This window comes from Pseudomonas yamanorum, assembly GCF_900105735.1.
GTDB lineage: Bacteria > Pseudomonadota > Gammaproteobacteria > Pseudomonadales > Pseudomonadaceae > Aquipseudomonas > Aquipseudomonas yamanorum.
The window spans coordinates 1,502,129-1,523,323 of sequence record NZ_LT629793.1; the positions used below are offsets into that span (position 1 = coordinate 1,502,129).

Here is a 21,195-nt window from a genome sequence, read left to right on the forward strand (position 1 = left end):
TTAAGCCTGAACCAGGCCCTTGATCTTCACGGTCGGATTGACGTCAGCGTCGTAGTCCACGCCGTCGATCTCGAAACCGAACAGGCGCAGGAACTCCGCCTTGTAGCCGGCAAAATCGCTGATCTCGTTGACGTTGTCGTCAGAGACCTGATTCCACAGGGCCGCTACCGCGTCCTGAACCTTCGGCTCAAGTTCCGCGAGGTCCGCACGCAGGCGGCCGTCGGCGTCGAGCTTGGGCTCTTTGCCATACAGGCTGTCCTTGAACAGGCCGTAGACCTGCTCGATGCAACCTTCGTGGGTACCCTGCTCTTTCATCACTTTAAACAGCAGCGACAGGTACAGCGGCATGATCGGGATCGCCGAGCTGGCCTGGGTCACTACGGCCTTGAGTACCGACACACGGGCATCGCCCTTCAGTGCCGCCAGGTTTTCGCGCAGGGTCAGGACTTTCTTGTCGAGGTCCTTCTTGGCTTCGCCGATGGAGCCGTTCCAGTAGATATCCTGGGTCAGCTTCTCGCCAAGGTAGGTGAACGCAGTGGTCTTGGCGCCTTCGGCCAACACGTCGGCGTCACGCAGGGCGTCGATCCACAGCTGCCAGTCTTCGCCGCCCATGACTTTCACGGTGCCGTCGATTTCTTCCTGGGTAGCCGGCTCAAGGGTGGTGTCGACCACGATGCCCTTGTCGGTATTGATACCGCGCAGGGTCACGGCCTTGCCGATCGGCTTCAGGGTGGAGGTGTGCACCACGCCTTGCGGGTCGGTACGGCGTGGCGCGGCCAGGCTGTAGACCACCAGGTCGATCTTGCCCAGGTCTTTCTTGATGGTTTCGATGGTCAGGCGCTTGATCTCGTCGGAGAACGCATCGCCGTTGATGCTCTTGGCGTACAGGCCTTTTTCCAGCGCAAACTTCTCGAAGGCGGCGCTGTTGTACCAGCCGGCAGAGCTGAGCTTGCCTTCTTCGCCTTCTTTCTCAAAAAACACGCCCAGGGTGTCGGCGCCGCAGCCAAAGGCAGCGCTGATGCGCGCAGCCAAGCCGTAGCCGGTGGAAGCCCCGAGGACCAGCACCTTTTTCGGGCCGCCTTCAATGGCACCGTGTTCGGTCACGTAGTCGATCTGCTCTTTGACATTCGCTTCACAGCCAACCGGGTGAGCGGTCACACAGATAAAGCCACGAACCCGCGGTTTGATGATCATAAAATTTCTGCCTCTTCCAAGGTGCCGAAGGCCAATGGTGGCCATTACAGCGTCAATCGTACCGGTCTATGACGCCCGGAAAACCGAAGCGTCACGATAGTCGCAAATCTTCTGTTCACAAAATGCTATCCGCAACACCGCCGACCTGACCATCCGCCGAGGCATTTTAGGGGGACAACGGTAAAAATCTGTGCTGCGACTTCACAAATTTCCAGCATTTAAAACGCCACGTGAGGGCGATAACACCCTATCATGACCATATTATTTCGATATGTTTCGGCTCGGGCATGATGCCCACGGGTTGACTGACGCCTTTGCCTGGCCTGCCAGTCAATCGCGGACGGTTTTGAAGCAATCGAAAACCGTCCGATGGAGCCCAGTTTCATGAGTAAGAGTGTCATCCGCAAACGCCTGGCATCCGCCGCTTGGGTCCTTGGCGTATTGCTGTTCATTTATTGCTTCCCGAAGACCACACTGGTGTTTCTGCTGCTGGTGGTGTTCTGTGGACTGTATGACTTCCTGCGCAATGGCCTGTATGACAGCGCGACCATCAAGAAGTATTTCATCGGCAACGGGCGCAATACCTGGCTGCTGGCACCGTTCAACACGCTGTTCGATTTGTTGAGCCAGCGTAATCGGCACGTTTATAAAATGAACGACCTGCCGCCGGCCTGGCGCGAAGACCTGCAAAAGGTGATCGACGACGCCATGGCCAACAAAGACGAGATCATCCAGTACCTGGATGAGCGCATGGCCGAGAAAAAACGCGGCATGCTGTTTTTCCAATGGTACGGCCGCCCGATCGAGACCACCCTGGATATCCCGCAACTGCGGGAAAAACTGCCCTACGTGAAAACCATCGGCGTGTCGGTGTTCAACGAAAACCGTTCCACCTCGTTTCACTTCGGCCCGCTGCGCATGATGTTCCGCGTGCTCTACAACATGGCACCGGCGCCCCATCACGACGGCGTCTATATCCAGGTCGGCAAGCACAAGCACTACTGGCACGATGACCCGCTGTTTATCTTTGACGACACGCTGATGCACGCCTCCTTCAACAAGAACGACGCCAAGCGCTACTGCCTGTTCATCGATATCGTGCGGCCAACCCTGGTGCCGTCGTTGCTCAACGGCCTGATCGCGGGCTTTGCCGGAGCGGTCTTTACCTTGCGGCGGTTTTTCTACAAAAACTGGAAGCTGATTCAGTAACTTCTGCGGCATGATGGTGCGCGACGGTGTTTGCGCTCGGCTCCAGTGCCGGGGAAAATGCCAGTCCAATGCGACCGAAAACGGCGCGCACTATCCTCAAGCCACTGGCCATGCATGGTCCGGTGGCCGTGCTTTCAGGGAATCAGAATGCCCCAAAGACAAGTCATCAATGCCTCCGTAAGCCCTAAAGGCAGCCTTGAAACGCTGTCGCAACGTGAAGTCCAGCAACTGAGCGAAGCCGGTACCGGCAGCATCTACACCCTCTTCCGTCAATGCGCCCTGGCCATTCTCAACACCGGCGCGCACATCGACAACGCCAAGACCATCCTCGACGCCTATAAAGATTTCGAAGTGCGCATCCACCAGCAGGACCGTGGCGTGCGCCTGGAACTGCTGAACGCCCCGGCCGACGCCTTCGTCGATGGCGAAATGATCGCCAGCACCCGGGAAATGCTGTTCAGCGCCCTGCGTGACATCGTCTACACCGAAAACGAACTGGACAGCCAGCGCATCGACCTGAGCAGTTCCCAGGGCATCACCGACTACGTGTTCCACCTGCTGCGCAACGCCCGCACCCTGCGCCCGGGCGTCGAGCCGAAGATCGTGGTGTGCTGGGGCGGGCACTCGATCAATACCGAAGAATACAAATACACCAAGAAAGTCGGCCACGAACTCGGCCTGCGCAGCCTCGACGTGTGCACCGGATGCGGCCCCGGCGTGATGAAAGGCCCGATGAAGGGCGCGACCATTTCCCACGCCAAGCAACGCATTACCGGCGGGCGCTACCTGGGCCTGACCGAGCCCGGGATCATCGCCGCCGAGGCGCCGAACCCGATCGTCAATGAGCTGGTGATTTTGCCGGACATCGAAAAGCGCCTGGAAGCCTTCGTGCGCGTCGGCCACGGCATCATCATCTTCCCGGGCGGCGCCGGCACTGCCGAGGAGTTCCTGTACCTGCTGGGCATCCTGATGCACCCGGACAACCACGACGTGCCGTTTCCGGTGATCCTCACCGGGCCGAAACACGCCGCGCCGTACCTGCAACAGCTGCACGCGTTTGTCGGCGCAACCCTCGGCGAAGCGGCCCAAGCCCACTACCAGATCATCATCGACGACCCGGCTGAAGTAGCACGGCAGATGACCGTCGGCTTGAAAGCGGTCAAACAGTTCCGCCGTGAGCGCAACGACGCGTTCCACTTCAACTGGCTGCTGAAGATCGACGAAGGCTTCCAGCGCCCGTTCGATCCGACCCATGCCAACATGGCCAGCCTGCAACTGAGCCACGCCCTGCCGCCCCATGAACTGGCGGCCAATCTGCGCCGAGCGTTCTCGGGGATTGTGGCGGGCAACGTCAAGGACAAGGGCATCCGCCTGATCGAGCAGAACGGGCCGTATGAGATCCATGGCGACCCGGCGATCATGAAGCCGCTGGACGAGTTGCTGAAGGCGTTTGTGGAGCAGCACCGGATGAAACTGCCAGGCGGCGCCGCCTACGTGCCGTGCTACCGCGTGGTGCAGTGAGTCAGCGCTGAACCGCTACGCACTTGATCTCCAGCAGCAAGCCTGGATTGGCCAGTTCTGATACGCCAATGACCGTCCAGGCGCACAACCCTCGGGGGAACACGCGGTTTTTCACCTCACGGAAAACCGCCATGTGTTCACTCAGGTTCACGTGGTAGGTAGTCATGTCGACCACGTCTTCGAAGGTGCACCCACACTCCTCCAATACCAGCCGCAGGCTCTCCCAGGCTGCGATGAACTGCGCCTCGGGGTCGGTGATGACTTCCAGGTTTTCCGTGCGGCCGACCTGGCCAGCGCAGTACAAGGTCTTGCCGACTTTTACCGCCGGGACGTAGCCGGCGCGTTCGACGATGGGGTGCATGGAGGTAGGGATGATGAGGTGGCGGTCGGTCATATGTTGTATCTCTTTGAGCAGCAGTATTCGATGCCGGGAAGAAAGCGGTTGGGCTATCTTTTTACCGCCTGGCGCTACTCAGCGCATCCAAAAGTTTGCCCAAGGAACCTGGTCAATGAACAACAAACCTGAGCCTCAACCCACAACAGTCAGCGTTCAAGCGCTGATAAGGTCTGATTCGTTGCCTCGACAAACCGATCAGCATTGATCAAATGACACACGCCTGCGCCAAGCAGGCATCAAAATCCTCCTGGCTGGCTGGAACTCTCTTTCACGGTTCGCGTAACCTTTGGCCTATCCACGTCATATGCATGACGACTGACCCAAATCTGGAAGAACCAAAGTGCGCAAACTTCCGCTACTTTTCCTGACGCTGATGCCCTCCCTCGCCCTCGCCGAAGCCATCACCTGGCCCGACCTGCCCGACACCTGCTTCGTCAGCGGGCGTTCCGCTACCAGTCAGGATGTGGACACCGGTTGTGCGGCGTTTCTGATCAATGTGAAGGGCAAGGCGGCAGGCACGCCGATCAAGCTGGATATCCCGCAGTACGCCATGCATGTCGACGAAGGCACCGGCAAGGAAACACCAGTGATCCTCATCCAGGCGGAAGAGAATGGCGATGTTAAAGCTGTAGGTTACAAGGAGCTTGGCACCGGCCAGTTGGGCGCGGCGCTGCTCAGGGAAGTTCGGCTTCTGGGTACAAAGAAGCCGATTTAAGCCATTGGAAATCGGTCAGCGAACCCAACCGCCGCCTTGCCAGTGATAGCCGTCATTGCGCTGTACCCAGTGCGGATGCACATAGCGATAACCCGGGCGCTCCGGCTCCCAGTGACCATGCACTGCCACATAACGCCCACCTTCCCAACGCCAGTAGCCACGCGACCACAGGTAACCTGGCCGCCCTTCCGGCTCGACCTCAATGACCTGCACCGGCGGCGGTTGCGGCGCGACGACTTCTACATATTCACGCTGCACCGGTCGTCGATCATGCACGACCCGCTCCTCTACGCACCCGGAAGCCGCGACGACCAGAGCCGCCAATGCCGCATAACGTAACAACATACAGAATCCTCGGGCGTCACCGCCCAGCGTTTACACCAGAAAAAATGCCCCCTTGTTCCAGCCGCGCTCCTGCTTGGCTATAAGACTTTTTAACAGGTGCCAACTGTCAGCTTGCTGAACCCACGGGTGGACGGCAGGTAAAGAAAAACTGACCTTTTCAGGATGTACACGCCGCGGCCGGTTGCTTCAAACGCACCAAAATCAGCCCCGCCGCCACCACGGCGATTCCTATATACGTCGATGCATAAATCACATCGCCAAACATGAGAGCAGCCCACACCAGTGTCACCGGTGGCTCCAGGTACACCAGGGCCGCCACATGGGTGGCTGTCATGACCCGCAGCAACATCCACAAACTCAGGTACGCCATGAAGGTTGAAAACACCGTCAGCCAAATGATGGAGACCCACACATCGGGAGCCCGGGGAATGCTCAGCGTATCGGTGTAAAGCACTGCCGCCGCAAATCCGATCAAGGTCAGCAATGACTGAATAAACAGCGCCAGGCCGAGGTCACCGGACTGAGTCTGGGCCGACCGGCGTTCGTACAGCGTGGCCAAGGTCAGACCGAGCGCCGACACCAGGGGCAGTAAATACATGACCAACCCGACTTCGACCCCGCTGTTGCGGTACTGACCCGCGATCACAATCGACACGCCGGTAAAACCGATCATCAACCCCAGCCATTGCCAGCCACCACTGCGCTCGACCACGCTGCCCGATGACAGCGCTGCCGTCATCAACGGCTGCAATGCCGCGATGATCGCCGCTATCCCCGGCGGCAAGCCGTTCTGGATCGCCACGTAGACACAGGTCAAATACAGAAACTGCGAGAGGAAACCAATCACCACATGATGGCGGATCTGCGCCCAGGAAATTTTCAGCAGCCGCACGTTCAAAAACAGCGCCAGGCACAACGACACCAGTAAAAAACGCCAGAACAGCACATTGAAAATGCCGTCACTCTGGCTCGCCAATTTCGCGCCGATAAAGCCCGAACTCCAGGACAGGACGAACACCATCTGTAACAGCAGCAGCCCTAAGGTCGATCGTTTCATTGAGCCTCCGGTTCGCTTGATTGACCAAAAGGCTAAGGGCCGCGCATGATTCTGTATATTTGAATAAGCTGCACCACTAATCCTGAAAAGTGGAATCATGAGCAAACAACTGAACATCGATCTACTGCGTACCTTCCACGCTGTTGCCCGCTTTCAGCGATTCAACGAAGCGGCCAATCACGTGCACCGCAGTGCTTCGACGGTGACCACGCAAATCAAAAAGCTCGAAGATCAGGTCGGCCAACGCCTGTTCAACCGCAGCAACCAAGGGGTTGAGCTGACCATGTACGGCAGGAAACTTCTGGGCGAAACCACCGAGTTTCTCAAGAGCCACGACCGCTTGCTGGCCTCGCTCACGCCGCAACGCATGCAGGGCAAAATCCGCCTGGGTCTACCTGATTCATATGCCCCGGACTTCATGCAGGAATTTCTGCCCCGCCTGGTCGCCGACAACCCACTGTTGGAGCTGGAAGTAGAAGCGCGCTCGAGTGGCGAACTGCTGACATTGTTCAGCAGCAAGCAGTTAGACCTGGCCCTGATTGTCAGCGCGCAGCCCTTGGAGCAAGGCGAGCGCCTGGGGGAAATCCAGCCGCTGTGGGTCGCCGCCGAACACTTCAGCTATCCACCGCAGGCGCCCCTGCCGATTGCCGTGCAACTCTCAGGTTGCCCCTATCGCGCCGCAGCGATTCGGGCCCTGAAAGAGCACGGCACTTACTATCGGGTGCTGCTGGAAAGCGCGAGTTCGCCGGCCGTTGAAGCCTGCATCCGCAGCGGGATGGCGGTGGGCTTGGTGGAAGAGAGCCGGATGGGCAAGGGATTGACGCGGGTGATTGCCGGGGCCGAATTGCCGCCGTTGCCGATGCATCATCTGTATTTGCTGTGCGACAGCAGCAACCTGTTGGCACTGCACCTGTATGAGCAGGTCAAAGCCGGCTTCAGCGTCTAGGGCGGGCCGAAACGCAGCAGCACCGCATCGACAAATCGCCGCAGCTTGGCGGTGCGCTGGCGGTTTGCCGTGTAGAGCAGATGCATCTGCCGGCTTGGCGCTTCAAACTCTGGCAGCAAGCGCACCAGTTCGCCACGCTTCAGGGCCGAGCGTAAAAAATCTTCTGGCCCCAGGACAATCCCAAAACCATCCAGCGCCGCAGTCATCAACGCCCGACTTTCATTCACATGCAGGCGGCTGGCGACCTGGGCCTTGTGCAAGACAGCGCCTTGGTAGAACGACCATTCGCGATCAGCCGGGCGTGACCAGTAGGCGTATCCCAGGCACTCGTGGTGTTCAAGGTCTGCGGGCGTCACTGGCGTGCCTCGCTCGGCCAGGTATTCCGGGGACGCGCAGACCACCAGGCGGTAGGGCTGCAGCGGCCTGGCGGTAAGACTGCTGTTCGCCAGCGGGCCGATGCGAAACGCCACCTCGTAGCCCTCCTCTACCAGGTCGACAAACCGGTCGGTCAGGTGCAGGTCGATTTCCACCTCGGGGTTGTCCCGTAAAAATTCGGTTACCAGTGGCATCAGGCTGTAGGAGCCAAAGGTCACGGGAGCGCTGACCTTGAGCTTGCCCCGTGGCGTGTCGTTCATGATCTGCGCGAGGGAGTCCGCCGCCTCTGCTTCCGTCAGGATATGTTTGCAACGTTCGTAGTACGCGCTTCCCAGTTCCGTCAGGCTTTGCCGGCGTGTGGTGCGGTTGAGCAAACGCGCGCCCAGCCGCTGCTCCAGGGCCGCCACATGCTTGGCCACCATCTGCGGCGACATTTCCAGGCGCTCGGCGGCCCGGGCGTAGGACCCCAGCTCGGCAGCCATCACAAAGGCACTCATGCTTGAAAGGCGATCCATCATTCACCACTCCCAGTAACAACACCCAGACCCGAACGGGCATTTATCCCCATCCAGTAGCCAATCATCATAACGGCTCTTTCAACGAAGGAGCACCGACATGAAAATTGGCATCATCGGAGCAGGCTTTATCGGACGCGCTGTTGCGCAATTGGCGTTGGCCGCCGGCCATGAAGTGATGTTGAGCAACTCCCGTGGCCCGCAGTCCATGAGCAGCGTGCTGAGCGGCATTCGCGGGGTTCAAGTGGGCACCGCGCAAGAGGCGGCGCAATTTGGCGAATCAGTGCTGCTGGCCATTCCGTTCGAGCACTACCGCAGCGTGCCGGCGCAGTGGCTGGAAGGCAAAACCGTGATGGATGCCAACAACTACTACCCGAATCGCGACGGCCATATTCCCGTGCTCGACCGTTTTGAAACCACCACCAGCCGATTGGTGGCTGAGCACCTGTCGCAGTCGAGTGTAGTGAAAGTGTTCAATGCCATCCTGGCGCCGGACCTGACTCAGGACGCCCGCACCCGCGGTGCGCCGGACCGGCGTGCGCTCCCGGTCGCAGCGGATGACCCGGCGGCCAAGGCGCAAGTCATCGCCCTGCTGGACGAGATCGGCTTCGACGCCGTAGATGCCGGCGGACTGGATGAGAGCTGGCGGTTTGAACGCGCCAAGCCGGCGTACTGCATACCTCTGGATAAAGAAGGACTGAAGGCAGCGTTGGCGGCTGCAGAGCGCCAGGTCGAGTTGCCCGCGCGCTGGTAACCCCTGCAAAAAAGCCCGCTGACCGTTACCGGTTCAGCGGGCTTTTTTTACATCGGGTTGATCCTGAATCAGGACCTCGCCAACGTCTTACAGCGCGATGTCAGAAGCTGGCTTGCTCGGCTCAGCCGCAGGCTTGGCAGCCTCGGTGGCTTTTGGAGCAGTCAGTTGCGGAATCGCTGGCGGAGGCGTCAGCTGCAGAATGTTGGCGGTGTAGGCCCATTCTTTAGCCACAGCTTCCGGGCTGTCGTTCAGCTTGGTGCCGTAGCTAGGCACGATCTGGTGCAGCTTTTCCTGCCAGGCCGGGGAAGCAACCTGTTCCTTGAACACTTTCTGCAGCACGGTCAGCATGATCGGAGCCGCGGTAGACGCGCCTGGCGATGCACCCAACAGGCCTGCAATGGTGTTGTCAGCCGAGCTGACCACTTCGGTACCGAGTTTCAGGACGCCGCCCTGCTCTTCGTCACGCTTGATGATCTGCACACGCTGACCGGCTTGCCACAGGCGCCAGTCTTCTTTCTTGGCGTTCGGGAAGTACTCTTGCAGCGCCTTGAAGCGGTCGTCATCCGACAGCATCAGTTGGCCGGCGAGGTACTCGACCAGTGGGTATTCGCGGATACCGACTTTGGTCATTGGCCAGATGTTGTGGGTGGTGGTGCTGGTCAGCAGGTCCAGGTACGAGCCTTCTTTCAGGAACTTGGTCGAGAAAGTCGCGAATGGGCCAAACAGAATCACGCGCTTGCCATCCAGCACGCGGGTGTCCAGGTGCGGAACCGACATCGGCGGTGCGCCAACCGAAGCTTTACCGTAGGCCTTGGCCAGGTGCTGCTCGGCAATCGTTGGGTTATCGGTTACCAGGAACGAACCGCCAACAGGGAAGCCCGCGTATTCCTTGGCTTCAGGAATGCCCGACTTCTGCAGCAGGTGCAGTGCACCGCCGCCCGCGCCGATAAACACGAACTTGGCGTCGGTTTCAGTCTTGGTGCCGTCTTTCAGGTTCTTGTAGCTGACGCGCCACGAACCGTCGGCGTTCTTGGTGATGTCCTGCACTTCGCTCGACAGTTTCAGGTCGAACTTCGGCGTAGTTTGCAGGTGAGCGACGAACTGGCGGGTGATCTCGCCGAAGTTCACGTCCGTACCGATCGGGGTCCAGGTGGCCGCGATTTTCTGATTCGGGTCACGCCCTTCCATCATCAGCGGAACCCATTTGGCAATTTGCGCAGGGTCTTCGGAGTACTGCATGCCGGCGAACAGCGGGCTCGCTTGCAGCGCTTCGTAACGCTTCTTCAGGAACTTGATGTTGTCATCGCCCCACACGAAGCTCATGTGCGGAGTGGAGTTGATGAACGAACGCGGGTTCTTCAGGACGCCCTGCTGAACCTGCCAGGACCAGAACTGACGGGAGATCTGGAACGCTTCGTTGATCTCGACCGCTTTCGGGATTTCAACGTTGCCGTTCTTGTCTTCCGGGGTGTAGTTCAGCTCAGCCAAAGCCGAGTGACCGGTACCGGCGTTGTTCCAGCCGTTGGAGCTTTCTTCGGCCACGCCATCAAGGCGCTCGACCATCTCCATCGACCAATCCGGTTGCAGCTCATTGAGCCACACACCCAGGGTTGCACTCATGATGCCGCCGCCGATCAGCAGCACATCGACTTTCTTTGCCTCTTCCGCGTGAACGGAAGTGATCCCCATCGACAAAGCCAGCCCCAGCAGGGCAGTGTTTACTTTTTTAAACATCAGTAGCACCTATGATAAAACGCCATCCGCCCCACCGCCCCTGATCATGGGCAACCCTCAATCACGCTGCGCCAGGCAACGCACCGCGGGGTTTGCACATTCATTCGGGGACCGCAGGGTGGGCACACAAGGCCGACGTATCGACCTCACTTTTATGTCCCTTCTGCGCTGACTTCTTATCATTATTGGCTTCAGCTACCTGGGCGACAGCCAACCGCCGGGACGTATACGGGTGTACGCACCGGAGAAAGACTAGACCAAGACGGCGCGCAGAATATCACGGCAAACCGCCGGTATGCGCTGTTTGGCCAATTGACAGCTCTAAATCGCGGGTTTTAACGTCCCAGTGTCAAGCTCGGCAGGCGCGACGTGGGGTCACAGGGATGGAACTCTGCCGAAAAAGGCTGTTCTAGACACCTTCGTCGCTGCTTGCGTAGCATCGGCGGCTCTCCACCGTGTCATCCATCCAAACAGAGCGATCCATGTCTATCCACCAAACACCCGGGCACGTGTTGCCCGCGCGCAGCGCCGCCAAAATGGAAGCTGCCATGGCCGTGGGCGCGTTCGCTATCGGCACCGGCGAATTTGCCATCATGGGCCTGATGCCCGACATCGCCCACAACCTCAACCTCAGCGAGCCGCAAGTGGGCCATGCCATCAGCGCCTATGCGTTGGGCGTGATGGTCGGCGCGCCGCTGCTGGCCATCCTCGGCGCCAAGTTGCTGCGCAAACACATGCTCCTGCTGCTGATGGGGCTGTATGCCCTCGGCAACCTGGCCACCGCGTTTACCCCAACCTTCGGCTCGCTGGTGGCCTTCCGCTTTATCAGCGGCCTGCCCCACGGCGCCTACTTCGGCATCGCCGCCGTGGTCGCCTCCAGCATGGTGCCCAACGACAAACGTGCCGGCGCCGTCGCGCGGGTGATGATGGGCCTGACCCTGGCCATGCTGCTCGGCAACCCCATCGCCACCTTCCTCGGTCAACACCTGGGCTGGCGCTCGGCGTTCGCACTGGTCAGCGCCATCGCCCTGTGCACCATCGCGCTGGTCTGGCAATTCGTACCGGACCGCCGCGACGAACCCCGCAGCGACCCGCGCAAAGAACTGCGTGCCTTCACCAAACCGCAGGTGTGGATGGCGCTGTCCATTGGTGCTATTGGTTTTGCCGGGATGTTTTGCGTGTTCAGCTACCTGGCGCCGACCATGCTCGAAGTGACCAAAGTCTCGCCGCAGTGGATCCCCTTCGGTCTGGCCGCGTTTGGCGTAGGCGGCATCATCGGCAACATCGCCGGCGGCAAACTGTTTGATCGCCTGCAATTTCGCGCCGTGGGCTGGATTATGGTGTGGTCGATGGCCGTGCTGATCTTCTTCACCTTCGCCGCGAGTTCGCTGTGGGGCGTACTGCTGGGCATCGGCCTGGTCGGCACCATGATCGCCATGGCCGCGCCACTGCAAATCCGCTTGATGGACATTGCGCATGAGGCACCGAGCCTGGCGGCGGCGTCCAACCACGCGGCGTTCAACCTGGCGAATGCGCTGGGGCCGTGGTTTGGCGGGATGGCGATTACAGCCGGGTATGGTTGGACTAGCACGGGCTACATTGGCGCTGCCACGGCGCTGGTGGGCTTGGGCATCTACCTGATCGCCCGACGTATGAAAGGCGGTCACTAAAGCCCACCCACGATCCAATGTGGGAGCGGGCTTGCTCGCGAAAGCGGTGGGTCAGTCACCAAGTAAATGACTGCCCCACCCACTCACTCAGTCATCATGCATCAACCCCGAACCATACTCCCCGTAACTGCTCCCCAGCGCGTTGCCCCCAAAATTCATCTTGGCGGCCTTGCTGGGGCTATGGTCCCCAAAGGCCTGGCATCCCCCTGAAAAACACGGGTCGCTACTCACGTCCGACGAACCCGTCGAACAAGCGGCCAACAGCAACGTGCCGGCGACCATCACGACTTTGACGAGATTGGAGATCATTTTTCAGTTCCCTTTGGGCTTATGGACTGAGCGTAGGCCTCAATGCCGGTGGGAATTATGAAACTTTGCCGAGGGACAGGATCGGTTCAGGTTGATGTCGTTTTGGCGACGAATTATCCCGGCACATATTCTGATTGGCGATATCACCAGCTAGCCCCTACATATTAAAGCCGACCAGTTATCAATTCAGATGAACCGGCGGTCTACGTAGAGGGAAGCTCAAGTAATGGCTAAAGACGAAAAAACCAGTGAAAGCGTCGCTTCAAAAGCAGCCAAGCTGCTGGCGGATCCAACCACTCCGCCGGATGTGAAGTCGGTGGCGGCTTCAGCGCTGACGCAAGCGCCCGACAAAAAGAAGAAATAAGCTGAAAACCGTGCCAGGGTGGCTGAAGCTCTGGCACTGACCACCACGGGACCAGGACCATTGCTGTTAAACTGTCGGCCCTTCGCCTTATCCATTTCAGATCCTAATGTCCTCACCTATAGCACCAACGCCATCGCTTTCCCGTCGCTTCTCTGTTGCTCCGATGATGGATTGGACTGACAGGCACTGCAGGTACTTCCTGCGCCTTCTCTCCAAAAACGCCCTCCTCTACACCGAGATGGTCACCACCGGCGCAATCCTCCACGGCGACCACGAACGCTTCCTGCGACATAACGAGGCCGAGCACCCACTCGCCCTGCAGTTGGGCGGTAGCGTCCCCGCCGACCTGGCCGCCTGCGCGCGCATGGCCCAGGACGCCGGTTACGACGAAGTGAACCTCAATGTCGGCTGCCCAAGCGACCGGGTGCAAAACAACATGATCGGCGCGATCCTGATGGCCCACCCTGCGTTGGTGGCGGATTGTGTAAAGGCGATGCAGGACGCCGTCTCGATCCCGGTAACGGTTAAGCACCGCATCGGCATCAACGGCCGGGACAGCTATGCCGAGCTGTGCGATTTCGTCGGCCAGGTGAAAGACGCGGGCTGCACCAGTTTCACCGTGCATGCACGAATCGCCATTCTGGAAGGGCTGTCACCGAAGGAAAATCGGGACATCCCGCCACTGCGCTACGACGTCGCCGCCCAGTTGAAGCAAGATTTCCCTGAACTGGAGATCATCCTCAACGGCGGAATCAAGACGCTCGAACAGTGCCAGGAACATCTACAGACCTTCGACGGCGTGATGCTGGGCCGCGAGGCTTATCACAATCCGTATTTGCTGGCCGAGGTGGATCAGCAGCTGTTTGGCAGCACGGCACCTGCGATCTCCCGCGCCGAGGCGCTGGCGCAGTTGCGTCCTTATATAGCCGAACACTTGGCGACCGGTGGATCGATGCATCACATCACGCGCCACGTGCTGGGGCTGGGGACGGGTTTTCCGGGGGCGCGGAAGTTTCGGCAGTTGTTGTCGGTGGATATTCATAAGGCCAGTGATCCGTTGGCGTTGCTGGATAAGGCCGGGGAGTTGCTGGAGGGGCGGTGATTTGGGTGTCAGTGGGTTTATTGGGTGGCTGACACTACGCCTTCGCGAGCAAGCCCGCTCCCACATTTGGATGGGGGGATGTCAGGAAGATGGGGGGTGGCTGCAGAGGGAAGGCTGCTCTCACCGTTTGATCGGGTGGTCATCGGGCAGTTGGGTTGAACCTGCCGGCTGTTTTGGCCTCCTATTGAGCATTGGCCGGTGATTCAAACGGCTGTTTTCAGGTTGTTGCCCTCGCAAACGATCGAATGCATTTGCGCCCTTGAGCGGCTGTCAGCGCTCGGGTAATGTCATCAGACCCACAGGACAGAGCACGCCCATGACTTCCAAGCTGGAACAACTCAAGCAATTCACCACTGTAGTAGCCGATACCGGCGATTTTTCTACCCTCGCCAAGCTCAAGCCGCAAGATGCCACTACTAACCCTTCCCTGCTGCTCAAGGCCGCGTCGATCCCAGGCTATGCCAAGCTGCTGGACGAGGCTGTTGCCGACTGCAACGGCGACGTAGGCCTGGCGAGCGACCGTTTTGCGGTAGCCGTCGGCCAGGAAATCCTGAAAGTGGTACCCGGCCGCATTTCCACCGAGGTGGATGCCCGCCTGTCGTTCGACACTGACGCCGTACTCAAGCGCGCGCATCGTCTGATCGACCTGTACGACAAGGCCGGCGTTGGCCGCGACCGCGTGCTGATCAAGATCGCTTCCACCTGGGAAGGCATCCGCGCTGCCGAGCAGCTGGAAAAGGAAGGCATCCAGACCAACCTGACGCTGCTGTTCTCCTTCGCCCAGGCCGTGGCTTGCGCTGAAGCCGGTGTGTTCCTGATTTCGCCATTCGTGGGCCGGATCTACGACTGGTACAAGAAGGCCAACGGCAACGACTACACCGGTTCCGACGATCCGGGCGTGCAGTCGGTGACGCGCATCTACAACTACTACAAGGCCAATGGCTACAAGACTGTGGTAATGGGTGCGAGCTTCCGTAACCTGAGCCAGATCGAAGAGCTGGCCGGTTGCGACCGCCTGACCATCAGCCCGGACTTGCTGGAAAAACTGGCTGCCGACAATGGCAAGCTCGAGCGCAAGTTGGCGCCAGGCCATGCCGGTGAGGCGCGTGTGCACCTGACCGAAGCGCAGTTCCGTTGGGAATCCAACGAAGATGCGATGGCTACCGAGAAACTGGCCGAGGGCATTCGTCAGTTCGCCCGCGACCAGGAAAAACTCGAAGCGCTGTTGGCCGCCAAGCTCTAAAAACGGCGGCGACAAAAAGGGCGGCACCTGTGAGGGTGCCGCCCTTTTTTTGTATTAGCCGATTTCGAGCCGAACTCAGTTAAAAATGTGGGAGGGGGCTTGCTCCCGAATACAGGCCGTCAGTCGCTACATTCACTACTGACCCGCCGCTTTCGGGAGCAAGCCCCCTCCCACACTTTGACAGTGTTTCATCTGGAAATTAGTGCCGCTCCAGCGCATTCACCAGGTCGTGGAACGCCTCGCGGTTGGAGTCGTTCAAGCCCATCAGGATCTTGTGGGCTTCCAGCACCTTGACCCGTACCACTTCCTCGGACTGGTCCTGGGATGGCAGGTCGGTCAGGCATTCCGGGCACGGGATCGGGCGGTCAACGATGTTGAACACTTGATCGAAGCCCATGGACTGCAACAGACGGGTGATGTCTTCGTGGGTGGTGACGACGGTCGGCAGCAGTCCGACCTTCTGCCGAGACAGAATGGACAACTTGGCCAACAGCCCAAGGGTGGTGCTATCGATGCTGCGGGTTTCGGTCAGATCAATCACGATCGCCGAGAAATTCAAGGCTGTGAAGATCCGCTCAATCGTCGCATCCAGCGCCGAACACAAGGTCAGGCGCACTTCACCGACAAACTTCAGGACAAACGTCCCGTCTTGCTCGGCGAATTGGATTCTTCCGGTACTCATCAAAGATTCCTGCTCAACACCAATAGGGCGATATCATCCGGCATCTCCCCTAGCGTGGCCAATCCAAAAACCTGCCGCAGGCCATCCAGGCTGCCGCCCGCCGACCTGACCCGTTGGGGTAAGGCGGCTTCTTTCTCTTTGAGTGTAGGCTCTGGCAAAAGGTCCAGGATACCGTCGGACATCAGCGTCAGGCTGAAGGTCGGCGGCAGCTCCAGGATGTGGTCTTCGTAGGTGGCTTCATTGAACAAGCCCACTGGCAAACCACGCCCTTCCAGGTAGCGCACACTGTCTGGAGTGTATAAAACCGGCAATGGCAGGTGACCGCCAATGCTGTAGGTCAACAGACCTGTTTCTTCATCAATCACGCCGCCGACCATCGTCACGTGCTTGCCCAGCTTGCAGCTGATCAGGCCCCGGTTGATGTGGCCCAGCACTTGCGAAGGGGTGAACTCCGGCAAGGTGCCATTGCGCTTGGATTCGAACAACAGCCGTGTGGTCATGAACTTCAACAACACGGTCACGAATGCCGAGGAGGCGCCGTGGCCGGAAACGTCGGCCAGGTAGAACGCGACACGCCGCTCATCAACGCGGAAGTAGTCGACGAAATCACCCGACAGGTACAGCGACGGGATGATCTGGTGGGCAAACTTGAACTCGTCGATGCTCCACGGGCTCACCGGCAGCATGTTCATCTGCACCTGGCGACCGGCGTTCTGGTCTTCCTGGAGCAGGTTCAGGCTGGCTTCGAGTTCGCGGTTGGCGGTTTCGAGCTTTTCACGGTAACGCTGGTTTTCCAGCAGCAACCGTGCACGATCCAGGGCACGGCGCACCGAGTGCTCCAGTACGGCCAAATCTTCCAGGGGCTTGATCAGGTAGTCGGCGGCGCCCAGGCGCAAGGCCTCGACCGCATCATTCATCACACCGGCACCGGACACGACAATCACCGGCGTCTGCGGGGACAGGTCTGTCACCTGGCGGATCAGCTCGAGGCCGCCCACTTGCGGCATGCGCAGGTCGCAGATCACAAGGTCGGGCTTGTCGCGCTCGAATACCTGGAGACCCTGGAGGCCGTTGCTGGCCTGCAGGACGCTGAAGCCACTGTCTTCCAAATAGGCCGCGAGACTCGCGCGCACTACTTCGTCGTCATCGATTATCAGCAGCGTGGCACTGGTTTTCTGCATGTGGGCAAACGGCGCCAGAATTAGGTTGGCGTAGGCAGCTCGACAATGGCCGGGCGTACTACTGGATTCGCTTTCTAGCCTCTCTGTCCTACAAAGTGCCGGGATATTGCCCATGCACAAAGGTAAAGCAGAGGTGCCCTTCTAAGGCGCAGACGGTACTCCCATCCGCCAGGGGTTTCAAGCTCATGGCGATGGTCGCCGGGCGTCTTTACATCGCAAATCACCGGTAGTTATAAGAACGTATAAAACCGCGACTTAAAGTAAGGACGTAACCCACGGATAAACCTCAAATCCTGCCCACGAAAAAGGCGACCCGAGGGCCGCCTTCTTCATTTAAGCCAGAAGCTTAAAAATCGTCTACAACCTTGCCATCCTTGACCTTGAACTCACGGTTCTGCAGGTAAGCGTTACGGATGAAGGTGTATTTGTCGCCGCTGATCAGCTTCTCGGAGGACAGCAAGCTGGCACGTGTATCGACGATATTCAGGCCGAAGGTGCTGTTGCGCCAGCCGATATCGTTCATGTAGCGGTACGGCTGGGTGTAGCTGTCCACATACTTGGACGGTGCGTCACGCAGGGTGCTTGGGCCCAGCAGTGGCAGCATCACGTAAGGGCCGCTGCCGACGCCCCAGTGGCCGAGAGTCTGGCCGAAGTCTTCGTCGTTGCGTTGCAGCCCCATTTTGGTGCCCACATCAACGAAGCCCAGCACGCCAAACGTGGTGTTCATCAGCAAGCGGGCAGTGTCGACGCCGGCGGCATGAGGCTTGAGCTGCAACACGTCGTTGGCGAAGTTGCCGACGTCACCGATGTTGCGGAAGAAGTTGTGGATCCCGTCCTGCACGAACTGCGGGGTCACGAACTGATAGCCTTGGGCCAATGGCTTGAGGGCGTAGGTGTCAACGGTATCGTTGAAGGTGAAGATAGGACGGTTGACGCTTTCCCATGGATCGTCTTCCGAGGCCGCCTGGGCCACGAAAGGCACCAGCAAAATACTCGCACATACCGATAGCTGAGCTAGACATTGGCTCCAGCGCATAGCTTGAACTCCTTGAATGGTCTGTCATGGGCGCTATGCCCTGAATGAGGCCGTCAGTATATGCCGGAAGTGCCAGATTAGGCAGCCTTGCAGAAATGTCATTCAGCAAATGCACAAAATTCCTACAAATGCCGCAGATGTAACTTGCTTGTCATCCGCGTTCGATAGCGTCACTGCTATTTCAGGGACGTCGAAATGCCACACGCCGAAATTGTTACTGCCAGCGCCCCGTCCCTGACGGCCGTACTGTTCGGGCTTAGTGGCTGCCTGGTGGACTTTGGTTCCCAGGCCCGCGCCGATTCCGCGCCTTCAAGCGACACCCATGCCACTGTCGGCGCCCTGAAGATTCTGCGCAGCCTCGAAGAACAGGGCGTGCCTTGTGCATGGCTGGATGAGCTGCCGGCGTCCGTTTCCAAGCCCCTGGCCGCCGGGCTACCCCGCTGGATCAAGGCCACCAAGCCCTCCTCCACCCGCTGGCCGGCACCCCACGCCTGCTGGCAGGCCTTGATGGAACTGAATATCGAACGCCTGGAAGGCTGCGTCCTGGTCAGCGGCGAACCCCGCCTGCTGCAATCGGGGCTCAACGCCGGGCTGTGGACCATCGGCTTGGCGTCTTGCGGCTCACTGTGCGGGCTGTCCCCGGAGCAATGGCAAGCACTTACCGAGAAGGAGCGCGAGCATAAACGCGCCAAAGCCACCGTCGCGCTCTATGGCCTGGGCGTGCATTCGGTGATTGACCACCTTGGCGAACTGCACACCTGCCTGGCCGACATCAGTCTGCGCCAGCTCAAGGGCGAGAAGCCCTGATCGAGATCATGCACAGTCGGCGCCAGTGGATTAATCTACAGGTCAGCCCATAGACCTTTCCCGGCGTGCCGCGGTCTATGCCAGTGCCTATCGATAAAAGGAAGAACGCCATGCCTGCCCGCGAACAACTGCAAGAACAGGTCAAAATTTTGCGCGAGCAATTGGATCAGAATCCAGAAATGCCCCTCGAAAAGCGCGAAGAGCTGCAAACATTGATCGCTGAACTGGAAGTTCAGGAGCCGCTGGAAGGTGCTATTCAGGACCCAAGTATCGCCGACGGTGTGAACCTGGCGGTAGAACGCTTCGAACTGGACCACCCGGGCATTGCCGGGACCTTGCGCAATATTGTGGTGACCCTGGGTAACATCGGGATTTAACAGCCCGACACCTCTCAAATGTGGGAGCGGGCTTGCTCGCGAATGCGGTCCGTCAGCTGATAAATAGGCTGGCTGATACACCGCTTTCGCGAGCAAGCCCGCTCCCACATTTATTTTGTGTGAAGGCTACTGTCGAGCCAGACGCAGGTTCTGGAACTGCTGCTCTTCAGTACTGCGATACGGGTTGATATCCAGCCCGCCACGCCGCACATACCGCGCATACACCGTCAGCTTTTCCGGCTTGAGCAAGCGTTGCAGATCGAGAAAGATCCGCTCCACGCACTGTTCATGGAAGTCCGAGTGCTGGCGGAAGCTCACCAGGTATTCCAGCAGGCTGGCGTGATCCAGCGCCGCGCCGCGGTACTCCACCGCCACACTGCCCCAGTCAGGCTGGCTGGTCACCGGGCAGTTGGACTTGAGCAGATGGCTGTGGACGCTCTCCTCCACCACGCGCGAATCGTCGCAACGCAGCAGCTCCGGACGCGGGTGCTCATAGTTGCTGACGGTAATGTCCAGGTCATCAATGCACACACCCGGCAACGCGACCACGCCTTCGGCTTCAACCTCGCCCAGGCTGCGGATACGCACGCCAACCGGCTTGCCGGCAGCGGCACTCAGGTCGGTGCGCAAGGTGGCCTCAAGGCTCTGCACATCGACAAACGCAGTCTGGTTCAGCGAGTTGAGGTACAGCTTGAACGACTTCGACTCAATGATGTTCGGCGAGTCGGCCGGGATGCTGAACTCACCGATGGCCACCACGGGCTTGCCGGAGGGCAGGAGCCAGGACAGTTCGAAGCAGTTCCAGAAATCCACGCCTTTATACGGCAAGGTCTCGGCGCTCAGGCCAAGCTCGGCCCACTTGGCGGCGCGGGGAATCGGGAACAGCAACGACGGGGTGTAGGTGGAGATGTATTCACTGGACTTGCCCAGCGGCGAATGTTCGGCTGCGGGATGCATGGCGGAAACCTGGCTAAATAAACGCGCCTATTCTACCCGCCTTTGCATCCCAGTTGCTTACTGGCTGACCGTCAGCTTGCCCACCATGCCCGCCTGATAGTGGCCGGGGATGTTGCAGGCAAACTCCAGGCCGGTGGCCTTGGTGAAGGTCCAGGTCAGTTCGGCGGTCTTGCCCGGCTCTACCAACACACTGTTGGGGTCGTCGTGTTTCATGCCGGCCATGTCGCCGTGGCCCATCGCACTGTGGTCCATTTTGCCCATGCCGGTAGCCGTCAGCATGCCGCTGGCCTGCATCTTGAGCATTTCTTGCTGATGCGCGGCGTGCATCGCAGCGTCACCGAGGTTGAACTCGTGGAGCAACTGGCCTTTATTGATCAATACGAAGCGCACAGTCTCACCGGCTTTTACATCGATGGCCTTGGGCGAAAAGGAAATGTCCTGCAGTACCACTTCCACGGTGCGCGTGGCCTTGGCAGCGGGTGCAGCCTCACCGAAAGCGAAGGTTTCAGCCGGAGATGCCAGTACCGGAAAACTCAGCGCCATAAGGCAGCCCGTCAACAGCCAGGATTTACGCAAAAACATGGTCACACTCCAAAGGTTCGGAATCAGTCTGTGGGACACTTTACGAACGCGCCGCTGCCAGCCAGCTGACGGCCAGATTACAACTTTGTCAGCTTGAGCCTGCCGTAGGACCTGCGCTGTATA

General features: G+C 59.2%; 23 protein-coding genes. 11 read left to right on the top strand and 12 right to left on the bottom strand.

Annotated features, from left to right (window positions below; all coding sequences use genetic code 11):
• Window positions 1–1,194, bottom strand: a complete 1,194-nt coding sequence (gene fabV / locus BLU46_RS07350; RefSeq protein WP_093200290.1) for an enoyl-ACP reductase FabV — start codon at window positions 1,192–1,194, stop codon at window positions 1–3.
• Window positions 1,195–1,578: 384 nt separating this feature from the next.
• On the opposite strand from fabV, the gene BLU46_RS07355 reads away from it, so the two are divergent.
• Window positions 1,579–2,403: an aspartyl/asparaginyl beta-hydroxylase domain-containing protein gene (locus BLU46_RS07355; RefSeq protein ID WP_017477294.1), complete on the top strand. Its 825-nt coding sequence runs from the start codon at window positions 1,579–1,581 to the stop codon at window positions 2,401–2,403.
• Between the two features lie 147 nt (window positions 2,404–2,550).
• Entirely contained in the window at window positions 2,551–3,924 is a 1,374-nt protein-coding gene (gene ppnN / locus BLU46_RS07360) for a nucleotide 5'-monophosphate nucleosidase PpnN (protein WP_093200293.1), read from the top strand.
• Window position 3,925: 1 nt separating this feature from the next.
• On the opposite strand, the gene BLU46_RS07365 is transcribed toward ppnN, so the two are convergent.
• The gene (locus BLU46_RS07365) at window positions 3,926–4,318 is read right to left on the bottom strand and encodes a RidA family protein (RefSeq protein ID WP_093200296.1); all 393 of its coding nucleotides are present in this window, start codon (window positions 4,316–4,318) and stop codon (window positions 3,926–3,928) included.
• Between the two features lie 376 nt (window positions 4,319–4,694).
• Here BLU46_RS07365 and BLU46_RS07370 point away from each other — a divergent pair, with 376 nt between their 5' ends.
• On the top strand, window positions 4,695–5,036 hold the full coding sequence (locus tag BLU46_RS07370) for a hypothetical protein (protein WP_063034030.1): 342 nt from the start codon (window positions 4,695–4,697) through the stop codon (window positions 5,034–5,036).
• A 15-nt stretch (window positions 5,037–5,051) separates the two neighbouring features.
• Here the strand turns inward: BLU46_RS07370 and BLU46_RS07375 are convergent, their stop codons facing one another.
• Window positions 5,052–5,381, bottom strand: coding sequence for a YXWGXW repeat-containing protein (locus BLU46_RS07375; protein ID WP_063032202.1), 330 nt, complete (start codon window positions 5,379–5,381; stop codon window positions 5,052–5,054).
• Window positions 5,382–5,538: 157 nt separating this feature from the next.
• Window positions 5,539–6,438, bottom strand: a complete 900-nt coding sequence (locus tag BLU46_RS07380; RefSeq protein ID WP_093200299.1) for a DMT family transporter — start codon at window positions 6,436–6,438, stop codon at window positions 5,539–5,541.
• Window positions 6,439–6,535: 97 nt separating this feature from the next.
• Between BLU46_RS07380 and BLU46_RS07385 the strand changes: the two genes are divergently transcribed.
• The gene (locus BLU46_RS07385; protein WP_093200302.1) at window positions 6,536–7,384 is read left to right on the top strand and encodes a LysR substrate-binding domain-containing protein; all 849 of its coding nucleotides are present in this window, start codon (window positions 6,536–6,538) and stop codon (window positions 7,382–7,384) included.
• Here BLU46_RS07385 and BLU46_RS07390 read toward each other — a convergent pair.
• Window positions 7,381–8,277 carry a LysR family transcriptional regulator gene (locus BLU46_RS07390; protein WP_172834527.1) on the bottom strand — a complete coding sequence of 299 codons (897 nt, stop codon included), beginning with the start codon at window positions 8,275–8,277 and terminating at the stop codon, window positions 7,381–7,383. The two genes, BLU46_RS07385 and BLU46_RS07390, sit on opposite strands and share 4 nt — an antisense overlap.
• Window positions 8,278–8,374: 97 nt before the next feature.
• Here BLU46_RS07390 and BLU46_RS07395 point away from each other — a divergent pair, with 97 nt between their 5' ends.
• Entirely contained in the window at window positions 8,375–9,028 is a 654-nt protein-coding gene (locus BLU46_RS07395) for an NADPH-dependent F420 reductase (RefSeq protein ID WP_093200307.1), read from the top strand.
• 87 nt (window positions 9,029–9,115) lie between these two features.
• Here BLU46_RS07395 and mqo read toward each other — a convergent pair whose 3' ends face one another.
• Entirely contained in the window at window positions 9,116–10,762 is a 1,647-nt protein-coding gene (gene mqo, locus BLU46_RS07400; protein WP_063032212.1) for a malate dehydrogenase (quinone), read from the bottom strand.
• Between the two features lie 482 nt (window positions 10,763–11,244).
• On the opposite strand from mqo, the gene BLU46_RS07405 reads away from it, so the two are divergent.
• A complete protein-coding gene (locus BLU46_RS07405; RefSeq protein WP_093200310.1) occupies window positions 11,245–12,432 on the top strand; it encodes an MFS transporter in 1,188 nt (395 codons plus the stop codon).
• Between the two features lie 87 nt (window positions 12,433–12,519).
• On the opposite strand, the gene BLU46_RS07410 is transcribed toward BLU46_RS07405, so the two are convergent.
• Window positions 12,520–12,741, bottom strand: a complete 222-nt coding sequence (locus BLU46_RS07410; RefSeq protein WP_017477276.1) for a hypothetical protein — start codon at window positions 12,739–12,741, stop codon at window positions 12,520–12,522.
• 226 nt (window positions 12,742–12,967) lie between these two features.
• On the opposite strand from BLU46_RS07410, the gene BLU46_RS33040 reads away from it, so the two are divergent.
• The 3 genes from BLU46_RS33040 (at window position 12,968) to tal (ending at window position 15,450) form a co-directional block, all read left to right on the top strand.
• Window positions 12,968–13,105, top strand: a complete 138-nt coding sequence (locus BLU46_RS33040; protein ID WP_167410166.1) for a hypothetical protein — start codon at window positions 12,968–12,970, stop codon at window positions 13,103–13,105.
• 106 nt (window positions 13,106–13,211) lie between these two features.
• On the top strand, window positions 13,212–14,207 hold the full coding sequence (dusA, locus tag BLU46_RS07415; RefSeq protein ID WP_093200313.1) for a tRNA dihydrouridine(20/20a) synthase DusA: 996 nt from the start codon (window positions 13,212–13,214) through the stop codon (window positions 14,205–14,207).
• 316 nt (window positions 14,208–14,523) lie between these two features.
• Entirely contained in the window at window positions 14,524–15,450 is a 927-nt protein-coding gene (gene tal / locus BLU46_RS07420; protein WP_063032233.1) for a transaldolase, read from the top strand.
• Between the two features lie 199 nt (window positions 15,451–15,649).
• Here tal and rssC read toward each other — a convergent pair whose 3' ends face one another.
• The 3 genes from rssC to BLU46_RS07435 all read right to left on the bottom strand — a co-directional run bounded on the left by rssC (window position 15,650) and on the right by BLU46_RS07435 (window position 18,349).
• The gene (gene rssC / locus BLU46_RS07425; protein WP_003218919.1) at window positions 15,650–16,132 is read right to left on the bottom strand and encodes an anti-sigma factor antagonist RssC; all 483 of its coding nucleotides are present in this window, start codon (window positions 16,130–16,132) and stop codon (window positions 15,650–15,652) included.
• Window positions 16,132–17,313 (bottom strand): two-component system response regulator RssB, encoded by a 1,182-nt coding sequence (rssB, locus tag BLU46_RS07430; RefSeq protein ID WP_017477221.1) that lies wholly within the window; start codon window positions 17,311–17,313, stop codon window positions 16,132–16,134. Before rssB ends, rssC begins: the two co-directional genes overlap by 1 nt.
• A gap of 346 nt (window positions 17,314–17,659) precedes the next feature.
• Window positions 17,660–18,349 carry an MlaA family lipoprotein gene (locus tag BLU46_RS07435; RefSeq protein ID WP_026077922.1) on the bottom strand — a complete coding sequence of 230 codons (690 nt, stop codon included), beginning with the start codon at window positions 18,347–18,349 and terminating at the stop codon, window positions 17,660–17,662.
• A gap of 195 nt (window positions 18,350–18,544) precedes the next feature.
• Here BLU46_RS07435 and BLU46_RS07440 point away from each other — a divergent pair, with 195 nt between their 5' ends.
• Both BLU46_RS07440 and BLU46_RS07445 read left to right on the top strand, forming a co-directional pair.
• A complete protein-coding gene (locus tag BLU46_RS07440) occupies window positions 18,545–19,156 on the top strand; it encodes a hypothetical protein (protein ID WP_017477219.1) in 612 nt (203 codons plus the stop codon).
• A gap of 110 nt (window positions 19,157–19,266) precedes the next feature.
• The gene (locus BLU46_RS07445; protein WP_003218929.1) at window positions 19,267–19,533 is read left to right on the top strand and encodes a DUF4404 family protein; all 267 of its coding nucleotides are present in this window, start codon (window positions 19,267–19,269) and stop codon (window positions 19,531–19,533) included.
• 126 nt (window positions 19,534–19,659) lie between these two features.
• Here BLU46_RS07445 and queF read toward each other — a convergent pair whose 3' ends face one another.
• Both queF and copI read right to left on the bottom strand, forming a co-directional pair.
• Entirely contained in the window at window positions 19,660–20,490 is an 831-nt protein-coding gene (gene queF, locus BLU46_RS07450; RefSeq protein WP_093200316.1) for an NADPH-dependent 7-cyano-7-deazaguanine reductase QueF, read from the bottom strand.
• 57 nt (window positions 20,491–20,547) lie between these two features.
• On the bottom strand, window positions 20,548–21,072 hold the full coding sequence (copI, locus tag BLU46_RS07455; RefSeq protein ID WP_093200319.1) for a copper-resistant cuproprotein CopI: 525 nt from the start codon (window positions 21,070–21,072) through the stop codon (window positions 20,548–20,550).
• Window positions 21,073–21,195: the final 123 nt, after the last annotated feature.